General features: G+C 47.8%; 9 protein-coding genes. All 9 read left to right on the forward strand.

The window, feature by feature from the left end; genetic code table 11:
* Positions 1-10: 10 nt before the first annotated feature.
* Entirely contained in the window at positions 11-907 is an 897-nt protein-coding gene (locus BM040_RS15850; protein ID WP_092103559.1) for a glycosyltransferase family 8 protein, read from the forward strand.
* A 68-nt stretch (positions 908-975) separates the two neighbouring features.
* Complete coding sequence (locus BM040_RS15855; RefSeq protein WP_092103561.1) at positions 976-2,178, forward strand: glycosyltransferase; 1,203 nt, start codon at positions 976-978, stop codon at positions 2,176-2,178.
* Between the two features lie 340 nt (positions 2,179-2,518).
* Entirely contained in the window at positions 2,519-3,790 is a 1,272-nt protein-coding gene (locus BM040_RS15860; protein ID WP_092103563.1) for a glycosyltransferase, read from the forward strand.
* 46 nt (positions 3,791-3,836) lie between these two features.
* On the forward strand, positions 3,837-4,415 hold the full coding sequence (locus BM040_RS15865) for a WcaF family extracellular polysaccharide biosynthesis acetyltransferase (RefSeq protein WP_092103565.1): 579 nt from the start codon (positions 3,837-3,839) through the stop codon (positions 4,413-4,415).
* A gap of 9 nt (positions 4,416-4,424) precedes the next feature.
* Positions 4,425-5,312, forward strand: coding sequence for a glycosyltransferase family 2 protein (locus BM040_RS15870; RefSeq protein ID WP_092103567.1), 888 nt, complete (start codon positions 4,425-4,427; stop codon positions 5,310-5,312).
* A 304-nt stretch (positions 5,313-5,616) separates the two neighbouring features.
* Positions 5,617-6,933, forward strand: coding sequence for a WcaI family glycosyltransferase (locus BM040_RS15875; RefSeq protein WP_092103569.1), 1,317 nt, complete (start codon positions 5,617-5,619; stop codon positions 6,931-6,933).
* Between the two features lie 59 nt (positions 6,934-6,992).
* On the forward strand, positions 6,993-7,946 hold the full coding sequence (locus tag BM040_RS15880) for a GDP-L-fucose synthase family protein (protein WP_092103571.1): 954 nt from the start codon (positions 6,993-6,995) through the stop codon (positions 7,944-7,946).
* A 97-nt stretch (positions 7,947-8,043) separates the two neighbouring features.
* On the forward strand, positions 8,044-8,742 hold the full coding sequence (locus BM040_RS15885; protein WP_092103573.1) for a porin family protein: 699 nt from the start codon (positions 8,044-8,046) through the stop codon (positions 8,740-8,742).
* Between the two features lie 493 nt (positions 8,743-9,235).
* A complete protein-coding gene (locus BM040_RS15890) occupies positions 9,236-16,273 on the forward strand; it encodes an Ig-like domain-containing protein (protein ID WP_139217829.1) in 7,038 nt (2,345 codons plus the stop codon).
* Positions 16,274-16,310 lie beyond the last annotated feature (37 nt).

Below are 16,310 nucleotides of genomic sequence, written 5' to 3' on the forward strand. Positions count from 1 at the left end.
TAAACTCGTCATGAACATAGCTTTCTGTATCAACCGCCTGGGGCTAGTAGGGCTTGGAGGAGCATTGTCTTCTCTGATTCGGAATTGCTCGGAACAGAGCAAATTAAGGATATGGTTCTTATGCGCTGGTATGATAAGTGGAGATAAGGAACGAATTTCGAGGCTCTTAGATGACGAGAAATTCTCCGGATCATACCAGTATATAGACTTCGATCCTAAACACTATTTTGGAATATTTGCCTCGTTGCATGGTGACTGGACTACCTACGGGAGATTACTGCTAGCCGATATAATTGATGAGGAAAGAGTGCTTTATCTCGATTCTGATTTGTTAGTTGAAGTCGATGTGTTGGAACTTGAAAATTTTGATTTTGAGGGGCAGATCTTAGCAGCAGTGGGGGGAGGGAAGTTCAAGTATACCTTGGGAAACAAATTTTACATTGATAGGGTAGGTATGTGCCCTGAAACAGAATATTTTAATGCAGGCGTTTTACTCTTGAATCTAAAGCTATGGAGGCAAAACCAAGTGAAAAATGAGTGCCTTGCTATCGCAAAAAAATATCAGGGCGCACTTCCTTCTCATGACCAATCTCTCTTAAACATACTATGCGCAGGGGAATTTGCGAAATTACTGCCAGCGTTCAATTGTCAGTGGGAGGCCAACACACCTAAGCCACAGGTTGCTGATAGAATGGTTTTGCATTTTATCGGATCTCCCAAACCATGGGACCCTTTAGGTTTCATGCTTCACAATGGGTATGATGTATGGTACAAGTATTTTAACCACGAATGGTCTGCGTTTTATGGTCAACTCACTTTTGCAGAGATTGTTAGGATATGGCACATTAGGAGGTCCTATATCAGATGTATCATGACCAGAATTAAGGCAAATAAAAAAGCTGCATGAAGTCATTATGAATTAAGCTTTCCACCAGAAGTCTTTCCTAGTCGGCACCACTACAAATGCTTTGGTCTATGCACATCGTCTTCTTCTCTCATCCATCATTTCTAGGTTCACAGAGCATGCCGCGCTTTACCCGGATGCTGGCAACTGGAATGGAGAGGCATGGGCACCTAGTAGAGGTTTGGACGCCAAGGCCCCGGCTTTATAGACTTGTGCCTGTTAACCTGAGCAGGTGGCTTGGCTATGTAGATCAGTTCATAATTTTCCCTATAGAAGTAAGGAAGCGATTAAAGCGGTGCTCTCCTGATACCCTTTTTGTATTCACAGATAACGGCTTAGGACCTTGGGTCCCTTTGGTTGCCAAACGACATCATGTTATCCACTGTCACGATTTTCTGGCTCAGCTTTCGGCTCTTGGTAAAATTCCAGTAAACCAGGTAAGCTGGACTGGGCGACTCTATCAGGCTTATATTCGCTGGGGCTATACAAGAGGCAGTCATTTTATTTCTGTATCTCATGAGACACGAAAGGAACTGCATAAGCTTCTAAAAAAGCTCCCTGTGTTTTCCGAAGTAGTATACAACGGGCTTAACGGCAACTTTAGAACTCAGGATGTCATTGAGGCAAGAGCAAAGTTAGGAGATCTAACAGGCCTAGATTTAACTAATGGGTATATACTGCATGTGGGAGGGAATGAATGGTATAAGAACCGGCAAGGGGTGTTAGAAATATATAATGCCTGGCGAAAATTAAGCAGGAAGCAGTTACCACTTCTCTTAATAGGGAATGCCCCTTCTCTTCACTTAATAAAGGCTCATTCTGAATCTCCATTCAAGAATGACATGCATTGGCTTAGCAATATTAATGATGACTCGCTCCAAAAGGCATATGCTGGCGCCGAAGTTTTACTTTTCCCGTCAATAGCAGAAGGGTTTGGCTGGCCGATTGCTGAAGCCATGGCTTGTGGGTGTCCCGTTATTACAACCCGAAAAGCACCTATGACCGAGGTTGCAGGAGAGGCTGGCTTCTTTATTCCTATTTATCCTACAGAGGAAGGGGGGATTGCTCACTGGAGCCTCGAAGCGGCTAATGTAGTAGAAGAAGTACTATCCTTGTCTCCCGATAATCGGGAAAGACAAATACAGCTAGGTTTAAGGAATGCTCGTCGGTTTGACCAGGAGCAGACTATAACACATATAGAAAAGATATACACAAGTATTGTTGCCCCTCATATATCCCAAAATTACAGCATCCCCATCAATGCTGAGTCTTAGAGTTCCAATTTGGTAGTATACTTATATACTCCAAAAAAATTCTGACAAATATAATTTATAAATTATAAACAAATAATTATACTTTAAGTATATGACTTTAGTGCCTTTTCATTCTCTATGGATAGATGAAGGTGAAATATTAAAGGCAAGCAATTCATATGCATAATCAATATAATTGTTGAACCATATAAAGATTTGTGTAGAGTTGTGTTAGTCACCTGCGCTTAGACAATTCTAATCGGTAACTGAGAAAGCTGCTACAGCAATTTTCAGGATAAACCTTTAAATAATTATAAGTATATCTCGTCAGATATTAATGATTTAACATCAGCGGCACTTCATGAATATCCTACACGTCATAGCAAGTATGGATCCCGTTCAGGGAGGGCCATGTCAGGTTGTACGTGATATTATACCTGAAATCGAGAAGCTGGGTGCCCGGAGCGAGGTTGTATGTCTTGACGAGCCACAGGCCACCTATCCAGCTAAAGATGAGTTCCGAATTCACGCTCTCGGACCAAAAAGTGGGCCTTGGCAATACAGTGCAAAATTAGTTCCGTGGCTATTAGCAAATTTGAGCTGTTTCGATGCTGTTGTGGTGCATGGGCTTTGGCTATACCACGGGTATGCAGTAAGAAAAGCTGCCAACCTTCTAAAAAAGCGTCAGGAAACGATAGGAGAAAGTCAGAATAATATTAAAGTATATGTAATGCCTCATGGGATGCTAGATCCATACTTTCAGCGGGCCAAAGAAAGGAAGTTAAAGGCAGTCAGAAATTGGTTTTACTGGAAGCTAGTGGAAAGTCATTTAGTAAATGAGGCAGATGCGCTACTCTTCACCTGTGAACAGGAACTGCAGCTGGCACGTGAACCCTTCCGCCCCTACTCACCAAGGCAGGAGGTAAATGTGGGATACGGCATTGCTGCTCCCCCCGCATTCGAACAGGAAATGCAGCAGGCTTTTGCGCAACAATGCCCGCAGTTACAAGGACAGCCATATTTCCTTTTCCTAAGCAGGATTCATGATAAAAAAGGCGTTGACTTGCTAATTAGAGCCTATGCCTTTATACGCGCCAACAAGCTAAAGTCGAAAGCAGAGCCTGTGCTGATAAGTTCTACAGTTGATGAGATAGTTGAAACGATGCCTGTAGAAATTAACTTTCCAAAGCTGGTCATTGCTGGGCCAGGGCTGGAAACACCCTATGGGCTTTCCATTCAAGAATTAGTGGATGAATTTTCCGAACTCCATGGCTCAGTTTTATTTCCTGGCATGCTGATGGGCGCGGCTAAATGGGGTGCTTTTTATGGTTGCGAAGCCTTTATACTTCCAAGTCACCAGGAAAACTTCGGTATAGCTGTAGTAGAGGCGCTGGCCTGTGGTAAACCCGTCTTAATATCAGATCAAGTGAATATCTGGAAAGAGATTAGAGACGGAGAGGGTGGATTAGTGGCGAAGGACACACTGGAAGGTACTCAGCAGATGCTGCAAGAATGGCAGTCTCTGCCTGATACCTCTAGAGAGACAATGGGGCTAAAAGCCAGAGAAACATTCAAGAAATGTTTTGCTATACCGCCGGCTGCACAACGGTTTTTAAGTGCTGTAGAAGTGTAAAGTTGAGATGCCTGTAAGAGCAAAGAGCCATTAAAGATTATACTTTATGCACAACCAGGATACATTTGTAGGTGCCTCATTTTCCTTGGGTAATCGGCTGGGCAGGGTTATCTGGGGAGTGGTTGTACTGCTTTTGTTCAGATATTCTCCTAAACCCTTCCACAGTTGGAGGGCATTTCTTTTGAGGTTATTTGGGGCAAAAGTAGGGCGTGGGGTGCATGTTTATCCGCAGGTCAAAATCTGGGCACCTTGGAACCTGGAACTTGCAGATGAATGCGGAATTGGAAATGGCACTAATCTGTATTCCATGGGCAAAATATTCATAGGTAAAAGGGCTGTGGTTTCACAGGGAGCTCATTTAGTTGCAGGCACCCACGACTATACCAAGCCAGGTTTTCCCTTAGTTACAAAGCCGATTCTAGTAGGCGACCATGCCTGGATAGCTGCAGAAGCATTTATTCACCCAGGTATAATTATAGGTGAAGGGAGCGTGATAGCTGCCAGGTCCGTTGTAACAAGAAACATGCCTGCCTGGATGGTTTGCGGGGGGCATCCTTGTAAACCTATTAAGGAGAGAATTCTGGAGGGGTACAGGCCAGAGAACGAAATTGTTAAAGCATCATAATTTGTAAGTATGATTTCTGTAGTGATACTTACCAAAAACGAAGAGCGTGACCTGCCTGTATGCCTTGCATCATTGGGTTGGTGTTATGATGTGCATGTACTCGACTCAGGTAGTACAGACAGAACCTGCGAAGTCGCGGAGCACTATGGTGCAAAGGTGAGCCATCATGCTTTTGAGAGCTTCGGCAAGCAACGAAATTACGCTTTAGATAATCTGGATATACAGCATGATTGGGTGCTGTTCCTGGATGCTGATGAGGTAGTGACAGAGCAGTTTCAGGCAGCGATTATGGCTGCGGTCAGTTCTTCTGATGAGGAGGTGGCCGGTTTCTACTGCTGCTGGAAAATGATGCTGGAAGGCAAATGGTTGAAGCGTTGTGGTAATTTCCCAAAATGGCAGTTCAGGTTGCTGAGAAGGGGAAAAGCAAGGTTCATAGACTTTGGGCATGGCCAGAAGGAGGGCGAGACTCTTGGGCGTATCGAATACATTGCCGAACCATACTTGCATTACAGTTTCTCGAAAGGATGGGCGCAGTGGATTGAGAGGCATAACAAGTACTCGTGCCAGGAAGCGGCTGCCAGGCTCTATACACCCCCACCTTGGCGGAAAGTTTTTTCCAGGCACGGTAGTGTCCGTAACCCGGCATTGAAATCCTGGCTTAGCAGGGTGCCGGGCTGGCCGGTGCTTCACTTTTTGCAAGCCTATGTGTTTAACCTAGGGTTTTTAGAGGGAACACCAGGGTTAATATACTGCATCAATATGAGCTACCACGAATTCCTGATACAGATAAAAATGAGGGAAATAAGGAAAAGAAAGTATAACCTCAATTTGGCAGAGTATGAAAACTCTGCAGTGAAAGAAGCTCCGAGCTATAGTAAGCATAGGGCTCCGGTTTGAAGATGAAATTCTATAAAGCTCTACTAATTTATACTTATACTTCCCTTTAAGCCAATACCCTACGGCTCATGAGGTGACTGAGCAAAGCCTGTTTGCGATAAGCAAGCTAACTGCTACAACTTAATAAAGCACAAGCAAAAGAGATGTACCTGTTGCCACACAGGTTGTCTTTCTTACCCTACTACACCCTTCTTCGATTTTTACAATTACGTTCACCCATTTCGCATAAGTATTGGATTAAGAGGCGCTGTTCCTGCCTTTTCTTAATCCTGTTATACTTGAGTTGTACCTATTTCTTAAGAATATGAATAAAAGAGTGTTACTGATAGGGTATAATTTCTACCCAGAGCCCACTGGAATCGGTAGATATAGTGGGGAGCAGATTTATTGGTTGGCGCAAAATGGGTACGACTGCACCGTATTAGCCTCCTATCCCTACTATCCCTTTTGGAAAGTGCAAGATCCGTACACGCAGGATAAACTATGGTATAAACTAGAAGAAAAGTGTTTTGAATCGGGAGGCAGAATAGCTGTTCACCGTTGCCCTATGTTTATTCCGAAGAACCCAACAGGTTTAAAAAGGGTGTTGCTCGATTTGTCATTCTTCATTACAGCGTTCTTCAGACTGTTATACTTGCTGCCCGGTAAAAGATTCGATTTTACCATTACCATACTGCCTTCTGTAAGTCTCGGACTTCTCGGGGTTTTCTACAAAAAGATCAGAGGTACAAGATTGATTTGTCATGTACATGATTTACAGATAGAGGCTGCAAGAGATTTGAATTTAATCAAGTCCGAAACTGCTATTCGCCTCCTATTCAAATTAGAGAAATTTATTTTCGACAGGTGCGATAAGATTACGTGTGTAGGGGAGGGAATGGCCAAAAAAGTGAAGGCGAAGGCGCTGAAAGAAATTTCTTTGTTCTTCAACACGACTGATTTAGAACAGTTTTTCCCGACCCATAACCGGAATGATTTAAAACAGGACTATGGCTTCCTTTCGGATGATACGGTGATTCTTTATTCTGGCGCTATCGGAGAAAAGCAAGGTATTGAGGCTATACTTTACGCGGCTAAAGAAAACGCCCATCATCAGAAACTGAAATTTGTCATCTGCGGGTCAGGACCTTATAAAGAAAGACTACAGGGCTTGGCAAAGGAAATGCAGTTGCAGAATGTCTTCTTTCTGCCGCTTCAGCCAATGGAAAAGCTAAACCAGTTTCTCAACATGGCAGATATACACCTGATCGTACAGAAGGCCAATGCGGGGGATCTGGTTATGCCATCCAAACTTAATACAGTTTTAGCAATCGGAGGCTTGGCTTTGGTAACTGCTAATGCAGGTTCGGGCATGCATACCCTAATACAAAAGCACGACATGGGAATAGTAGTTGATGCCGAAAACCAACAAGCCTTAAACGACGGGATAACCAGCGCCCTGAGCGCTAATGCAGAAATATTGAGGCAAAATGCACGAACATACGCTGAGTCTTACCTTTCCATTGGCAGGATAATGAGAAGTTTCGAAGAATCATGCCTTAGCTCAGGTCCTGATGTAAGGCATACCCTGGAGCCAGTTAACGCCCACTTGCAGCATACACAGCCTCAAACGATTGAATAACCAAACCAACTTTTAAAGACGATAATAAATTAATTGAAGAACATCTCAGCAGCACCATCATGAATAGAACTGATAAAGTATTCGTGGCAGGCCACAACGGTATGGTTGGCTCAGCCATTATGAGGAAACTAGAGTCCTTGGGCTACTCTAATATCGTCGTAAGAAGCTCCAAGGAACTGGATCTAAGGAACCAGCAACAGGTGAACAAATTCTTCGCCGAAGAAAAACCGGATTATGTCTTTCTGGCAGCTGCTAAGGTAGGGGGGATTATCGCCAACAGTACTTATCAGGCGGAGTTTATTTATGATAATCTTATGATTCAGAACAACGTTATTCATGCTGCCTATTTGAATAATGTAAAGAAGTTGCTGTTCATGGGTTCATCCTGCATTTACCCAAAATTCTGTCCCCAACCTATAAAAGAAGAATACCTTCTGACAGGCACGATAGAACCAACGAATGAACCCTACGCCATCGCAAAAATTGCGGGTATCAAGCTATGCAATTATTACAGGGCGCAGTATGGCTGCAACTTTATCTCGGTCATGCCCACCAATATCTATGGCCCGAATGATAATTATGACTTGCAGAACTCCCATGTTTTACCAGCTCTCATAAGAAAGTTTATCATAGCCCGTAACAGAAAAGAACCTTCTGTGCTGCTTTGGGGAAGTGGCACACCCAGGAGAGAATTCTTGCATGCTGATGATCTGGCAGATGCTCTTTTGTTTTTGATGGAGACCTATAATGAAGGTGGCTTTATAAACATAGGCACTGGAAAAGATATCAGTATACTGGAACTAGCCAGGCTTGTACAGAAGGTTGTCGAGTATGAAGGCGACATTCTCACAGATACAACCAAACCTGATGGTACTCCCAGAAAGCTGATGGACGTATCAAGGCTGCTTGCAATGGGCTGGGAAGCAAAAATATCCTTGGAGGAAGGTATAAGCAAAGCCCTTTTGGAAGCGAGGGAAAAGGACTGGGCACTGGAAGGAATGGAAGCTAACTAGCTAAGTTTACGCTACAAATAGTCGCTCAAAGTATAATTATTTAACCAATTGAAGTACAGGTGTCTGTTTAGCTTCAGGCTGTATATCTTCTTTCTCTATGAAACTCGTCCTCTTTTTGCTGCTGTTAATGTTTTATACTTTCCCAGTAGTAGCCTACACCTGTCGGGTGCAGGGGAGCATGTTGGACTACTTGGCAGATTCCCTTAGCGAAGACAGCACCCGCCAAAGTATAGGCACGAATAAAGCAGCAATGGAGCGGAAGGTGAGGTTTGGCGTTAAAATTTCTGGAGGGATGTCTAACATGAATTTTAATAAAGGGTTTCCTAAACCTGCCAATCCGGTAGATGCCTCATGGAATGTAAGTATAGGTGTGGGAGGGGTGTTAGAGGTGCCGCTTTATAAAAATCTGTACCTGCAACAGGAATACCTATATGCTGATTTAGGCGGAGAGTCGAAGGAGCAAGGGCTTAAGTATAGGCTTGGTTACCTGTCTTTGCCCGTCCTTTTCAAATATCAGTTAAACCGGAATGTTGTCTTTCTGGCGGGTTCTCAGTTTGACTTGCTGCTGTACGCCAATGAGCGGCATGAAGGTAACCTCACTAATATTATGCACGAAACAGAGGAGAGAAATATTGGTCTGATAGCTGGGTTGGAGTATAAACTAACAGAAATTTTATACTTGGATGCCCGTGTCATGCACGGCATCAACCACATAGGTATAGAGTATGGCGGTACTTCCAGGGAGTTTAAGTGGGAGTCACTACAACTGTCAGTTGTGGTAAGGCCTTTCAAATAAAGTTAGCACAACTTAGACATATCTTTTAAGGCTATCTGCTTTTCATCGATTTATACTCTGATATCTTTTTATTGGTATTTATTTATGATTCTTTATTATTTATACTCTAGATTATCTTAGTTCTGCACTACAAAAGTATATCCTCACCAATAAATGCAGCAAAAATCCTTCCTCTATATAATTGCATATATCCAATAAAAAATTATATTCGTAATATAAACACACCCTTTAAGTTAAAGCCTGCACCTCATGCATTGCTTTGATAATAACCATAATTCTGCAGCTCAACCTGAGTAACACTGATTTTGAGCATCAAACTCAAAATATCAGGATGTTTTTAATATGTTTTATCAAAAGGCCTGCCTATTAAGGCAAGGTAAAGTTGATACTTCATTCGTTGTGTCTTTGCAATAATCATTGCAAACAAACCTGTCTGTACCGCATACGAGCGTGCCTAGCATCGATTACTTAGATATATCCTAAAATAAGTACCATGAGCATGAAATCTACTGTCACGACTATGTGGAAGCAACTCTTCTTACACCTAATCATCGGATTCTCCATTATTGCTACCTATGCACAGCTTCAGGTGCATACTCCTGAAATTGAGGCATTTCAGGAGTTGGTAAGCAGTAACTCCCTACAAACGAAGTATACAGCTGACCGCCCGGACATCCAAGAAGGCAGTGCAAGTATTGACCCGGTTTATGCTAAGACTGATTTAAGTATAATTTCGGTAGGTAACACCTCTGATGCCTTCGACAAGGAAAAGGATTCAGGGTATACTTCTGCTTTGGCTTCAACAGACAAAGCCATTCTCCTAATAGGTTCAACAGCCAACAAGTTTAGCCAGTATTCATCAGAGATACTGATAGCGGAGGGATTAAATGGCTTTACAACCACCGATATTACAGCCGTAACGGCGGAGATGCTAAATAGCTATGATGTTGTGATAGTGGGAAACATACCTCTAACCAGTGCTCAGGTAACCCTTCTGAGTAACTGGACCACTTCAGGGGGGACACTCATAACTTTCAGGCCGGATGTCAAACTAGCTCCGCTTCTGGGCCTGACCCCAGCTAGCGGCACCTTAGCCAACAGGTATCTTCTTGTACACACGGCCACAGGGCCTGGAAAAGGTATAGTGAGCCAGACGATGCAATACCAGGGAGAGGCGGATCTGTATACAGTGAATAGTGCTAACAAGCTTGCTACCCTTTATTCTTCGGCCACCTCAGCCACAGTATATCCTGCGGTAACTATAAACTCTGTTGGAAACCAAGGGGGCGCGGCTGTCGCCTTTACTTATGATCTGGCAAAATCTGTCATCTACACCCGCCAGGGTAACCCGCAGTGGGCTGGACAGAAAAGAGATGGCCAGGCGGGGCCTATACGTTCAGATGACCAGTTCTACCCGGATTGGATAGACTTCAGTAAAGTGATGATCCCGCAGGCTGATGAGCAGCAGCGCCTCTTAGCTAACATCATCACTTTAAATGCGCGTAAGCCTGTACCTCGCTTCTGGTATTTTCCGAGGGGGCTAAAAGCAGTTGTGGTTATGACGGGCGATGACCACGGAAACGGGGGTACTAAAGCGCGCTTCAATCAATACCTCCGCCTCAGTTCAGATAACAGTGCAGAGGCAGTTGCCGATTGGCGTGCTATAAGAGGAACCTCGTACATTTATCCTAACACCCCCATATCGGATGCTGAGGCGAAAGCTTTTGAGCAACAGGGTTTTGAGGTCGCATTGCACCTCACCACTAACTGTGCGAATTTTACCCCAACCTCCTTAGAGCGGGACCTAACCAACCAGTTAGCTGAGTTTAAAAGCCGCTACCCAAGTGTTGCTCCTCCTACAACAAACCGCACTCATTGTATAGCCTGGAGTGACTGGCATACGCAGCCTAAATTGGAAGCCCCCAAAGGGATAAGGCTTGATGCCAACTATTATTACTGGCCAAGCCCCTGGGTTCAAGACCGCCCGGGCTTGTTTACAGGTTCAGGTATACCTATGAGGTTTGCTGACCTTGATGGCGGACTAATTGACTGTTACCAGTTGACTACACAGATGACAGATGAGTCGGACCAGACCTTTCCATTTACTATTGATCAACTGCTAAACAAAGCCTTGGGAAGCGAAGGATACTATGGAGCGTTCTGTGCTAACATGCACACAGACGCCAACACATCCGATGGGTCAGATGCCATAATTGCCTCAGCAAAATCACGAGATGTACCGGTTATTTCCTCTAAGCAGCTTCTTACCTGGCTCGACGGGCGTAATGGTTCTTCCTTTAGTGCAATGAGCTGGAACGGAGGTGAGCTGCGTTTTACAGTGAGTGTGGCAAATGGAGCAAGAAGCTTACAGGGAATGCTTCCGATGACAGAAACGACCGGCCCGCTGGTTAAGCTAACACTTAATGGCGCGACAGTACCAATCGTTAAAACAGAGTTTATTAAGGGGGTGGAGTATGCCTTTTTCCCTGCTTCACCCGGGGAATATATAGCCACCTATGATGCAGATGCGCCGCAAAACCAGGCTCCTACGGTGAACATTACTGCCCCTGCCAACAACGCCACATTTACTGCGCCAGCTTCTATTACCATCACAGCCAATGCCCTTGATTCGGATGGAGATGTCACTAGGGTTGAATTCTTTAGTGGAGAGCAGAAAATAGGAGAGGACACACAAGGCAATGACGGGTGGAGTTATACCTGGAACGGCGTACAAGCTAATACCTATACCCTAACTGCTAAGGCATATGATAACAATGGCGCTTCGACTACTTCGGCTCAGGTAACAATTGAAGTAGAAGCGGTATGCCCATGCTCAGTTTTTACACAGGCGTTTACGCCCTCAGGCAGTCTGCAGAATGATGGGCAGGCTATCCAGGTGGGCATGAAGTTCCGCTCCTCGGTGAACGGTTCTGTGACGGGTGTCAGGTTCTACAAGCAGACGGGCAACACGGGCACCCACACCGGCCAGCTCTACAGTAGCGGCGGCACGCTCCTGGCCTCGGTGGTGTTCCAGAACGAGACGGCCTCGGGCTGGCAGCAGGCGGCCTTCTCCTCGCCGGTGGCCGTCACGGCCGGCACCACCTACCTGATTTCCTACCACTCGAGCGGGGGCGGCTACTCGGCCGACGACAACGGCTTCAGCCAGGCCGTGGTGAACGGGCCGCTGACGGGCCTGCAGAACGGGGTGGACGGAGCCAACGGGGTGTACCGCTATACTTCCTCGCCGGCCTTCCCGACCAGCAACTTCCAGTCCAGCAACTACTTTGTCGACGTGGTGTTCGAGACAGGCACCCAGCCCTCTAACCAGGCACCCACCGTGGCGATCACGGCTCCGGCCAACAACGCCTCCTTCACCGCGCCGGCAAGTATAGCTATCACGGCCTCGGCCTCAGATACGGACGGCACAGTAAGCAAGGTGGAGTTCTACCAAGGCACGACAAAAATTGGGGAAGACACTAATGGCAACGACGACTGGGGCTTTGTTTGGGCGGATGTGCCGGCAGGCAATTACACGCTCACAGCCAAGGCCACTGATGATAGGGGAACGGTGGGCACCTCTGTAGCAGTGAATATAATGGTTACCCCTGGCTCGGTTACCTGTCCCTGCACTGTATTTAAGACGACCGATGCTCCTGCAAACGACCTGTACAACGATGGGCAGGCCATCCAGGTGGGCATGAAGTTCCGCTCCTCCACCAACGGCTTTGTGACGGGTGTCAGGTTCTACAAGCAGAGCGGCAACACCGGCACCCACACGGGCCAGCTCTACAGCAGCGCCGGTGCGCTGCTGGCCTCGGTGGTGTTCCAGAACGAAACGGCCTCGGGCTGGCAGCAGGCAGCTTTTAGCACGCCTGTAGCCATTACGGCTGGCACCACCTACCTGATTTCCTACCACTCGAGCGGGGGCGGCTACTCGGCAAATAACCCATACTTTACGCAAGCAGTAGAAAACCATCCCCTGCGTGCGCTGGCAAGTGGCGAGGACGGACCTAATGGAGTTTATAAGTATTCTGCTAACCCAGCTTTTCCGGATGAGTTCTTCCTTTCTGCCAACTATTGGGTTGATGTGATTTTCAATACGGACGGCGCACCCTCCAATCAGTCGCCAACTGTATCTCTGACCGCTCCTTCCAACAACGCTACTTTCACTGCGCCGGCCACTATTAATCTGTCTGCCTCGGCATCAGATGCTGATGGTAGCGTGGCTAAGGTGGAGTTTTTGCAGGGTGAGACAAAGCTTGGTGAAGATACGAATGAAAGCGACGGCTGGAGTTTTGCCTGGGCGGATGTGCCAGCCGGGACTTACACGCTCACAGCCAGGGCCACGGACAATGCTGGTGCGGTAGTCACGTCAGCTGCCATCAGTATCACTGTTAACGAACCAGCCAACAAGGCGCCTTTAACAGCAATCACTTCACCAGAAACTGGAGCAACTTTCACCGCGCCCGCTTCTATCATCATCACGGCCACGGCCACCGATGAGGACGGTACAGTGGACAAGGTGGAATTCTTTAACGGCGACTTGAAATTAGGTGAAGATGTGAACGGGAGCGATGGTTGGGCATATGCCTGGAGCAACGTTCCGGCAGGCTCCTACCAACTCACAACGCGAGCATTGGATAACGGTGGTGCCGTGGGCACTTCCTCTGCGGTAAGTATCACTGTAAGCGAGCCTACCAACCAGGCCCCGGCAGTAGCTATCACCACCCCTGCCAACGACGCTACGTTCACCGCACCGGCAAGCATAGATATCGCTGTCTCGGCCTCTGATACTGATGGCAGTGTAACCAAAGTAGAGTTCTTTCAGGGCACAGTCAGTATAGGGGAGGATACCGACGGAAGCAATGGGTGGAGCTTTACCTGGGGGAACGTTCAGGCAGGAAACTATGCGTTCACAGTCAAGGCGACCGACGATAAAGGAGCTGTGACCACCTCTCCAGCTGTGAACATCACGGTTACTGAGCCAACCAACCAGGCTCCTGTCGTTGCGATAACTTCACCGATGGAAGGAGCCAATTTCATTGCTCCAGCCACAATCAAAATAGTTGCCGATGCCTCGGACGCTGAAGGAACAGTGAGCAGGGTCGAGTTTTATCAAGGGGAGGCAAAACTAGGGGAAGATACAGACAGCAGCGATGGTTGGGAGTATACTTGGAGCAACGTCACCGTAGGTGCTTATCAGCTTATGGCAAAGGCATTTGATAACCTCGGTGCCGAATCCTCTTCCTCAATAGTTAGCATTTCGGTCAATGAACCTGACAATATTGCACCAATTGTAGTGCTCACTTCACCTGATACTGGCGCCACTTTTACTGCACCCGCTACAATCACCATCACAGCTGATGCATCAGACATCGACGGCTCCATTACCAAGGTTGAATTCTACCAGGGCGAAACAAAGCTAGGGGAGAGGTTAACCAGTCCTTACACCTATACCTGGAGCGATGTTGGTACGGGATCCTATAATCTTACGGCAAAAGCTACCGATAATAAAGGCGCTGTTGCGGTCTCTAATATGGTCAACATTACAGTTAATGTTCCCAATAACCAGCCGCCGGCCGTGGCGCTGACCGCTCCGGCCAACAACGCTACTTTCACTGCGCCGGCCACTATTAATCTGTCTGCCTCGGCATCAGATGCTGATGGTAGCGTGGCTAAGGTGGAGTTCTTGCAGGGCGAGACAAAGCTTGGGGAAGATACGAATGAAAGCGACGGTTGGGCCTATGCTTGGACTAATGTGCCGGCGGGAAGCTACGAGCTAACTGCACGAGCCATCGACAATGCCGGTGCAGCGGTTACTTCCGCTGCCGTGAAAATTATAGTTAACGAACCGGCCAATCAGGCCCCTGTCGTGTCCATTACCGCCCCAGCCAATAATTCAACTTTCACCGCGCCGGCCACTGTCAATATCGTGGCCTCGGCCTCAGACGCGGATGGTACGGTAAGTAAAGTTGAATTCTACCAAGGCGCTACCAAGCTCGGGGAGGACACTAACGGCAGCGACGGCTGGGGCTATGTCTGGAGTGGGGTGCCGACGGGTACTTATCAGCTCGCGGCTAGGGCCACTGACAACGCTGGCGCTGTCACAGCCTCCGCCGAAGTAAGCATCACAGTTAACCCCGCCGCCAACCAAGCCCCAACTGTTGCCATCACGGCGCCGGCCAACAATACTTCGTTTGCTGCCCCCGCCTCGGTCACTATCACGGCTACTGCCTCAGACCCGGACGGCACTGTGGCCAAGGTAGAGTTTTACAATGGCACTGCCAAGTTAGGCGAAGACGATACCAGTCCCTATACCTTCGCGTGGGCAAGTGTACCGGCGGGAAGCTACCAGCTCACGGCCAAGGCCTTTGATAACATAGGCGCGGCTACGATTTCGGCTGTAGTTAACATCACGGTCTCGGCCCCTGCCAACACGCCTCCCACCGTACAGTTGACAGCTCCGGCCGACAATTCAACCTTTACGGCGCCGGCTACCATCACACTTACCGCCTCTGCCTCCGACGCTGACGGCAGCATCGCTCGGGTGGAATTCTACCAAGGTACTACCAAGCTCGGGGAGGATCTGACTAGTCCATACTCCTTTGCTTGGGCCAATATACCTGCAGGCACTTATCAGCTGACGGCCCGGGCCTTCGACAACGGGGGGCTTTCCACCAGTTCCTCACCAGTCAACGTGACGGTGAGTGCAGCTCCGTCGGGCTGCCCTTGCACGGTCTTTTCTGCTTCTTCGGCCCCTGTGGGTCCGCTTCGGAGCGACGGGCGGGCGCTGCAGTTGGGCATGAAGTTCCGCTCCTCGGTGGCGGGCTACGTGACGGGAGTTCGCTTCTACAAGCAGACGGGCAACACGGGCACCCACACCGGCCAGCTCTACAGTAGCGGCGGCACGCTCCTGGCCTCGGTGGTGTTCCAGAACGAGACAGCCTCGGGCTGGCAGCAGGCCTCCTTCTCCTCTCCGGTGGCCATCACCGCCGGCACCACCTACGTCATCACCTACCACTCGAGCGCCGGCTACTACTCTGCGGACGACCGGGGTCTGAGCCAAGCCATCGTGAACGGGCCGCTGCGGGGGCTGGCCAACGGGGAGAGCGGCCGCAACGGGGTCTATAAGTATACCAGGCTGCCCGCTTACCCGACAAGCAACTACCAGGCCAGCAACTACTGGGTGGATGTAGTGTTCAACACCACCCTTGCCGCCACCAGCAGCCAGGCGCTGACGGCTGTGATGACAGGAGTTGAGAAAGATGCCCTGCCCACACTGTTAGCCTTCCCCAACCCGTCCACAGGGGAAGTAACTGTAAGCTTTGCCCTTGAAGAAGACAGTAACTACAACCTAGGCCTCTATGATGCCACAGGGAAACGGATTGAGACATTAAAGCAAGGGTATGCCCCTGCTGGTGAGCAGCATAAAGTTGAGCTTAATGGGGCAAAACTTCCAATAGGGCTTTACCTCATCAGGTTACAGACAGATTCCGCTGTGCAAACGGTAAGACTAATTCTGGAAAGATGATATAAGTGGTCCATCAAATCATGCAATCGAAAAAGTA

This window comes from Pontibacter chinhatensis (assembly GCF_900113285.1).
Classification (GTDB): domain Bacteria; phylum Bacteroidota; class Bacteroidia; order Cytophagales; family Hymenobacteraceae; genus Pontibacter; species Pontibacter chinhatensis.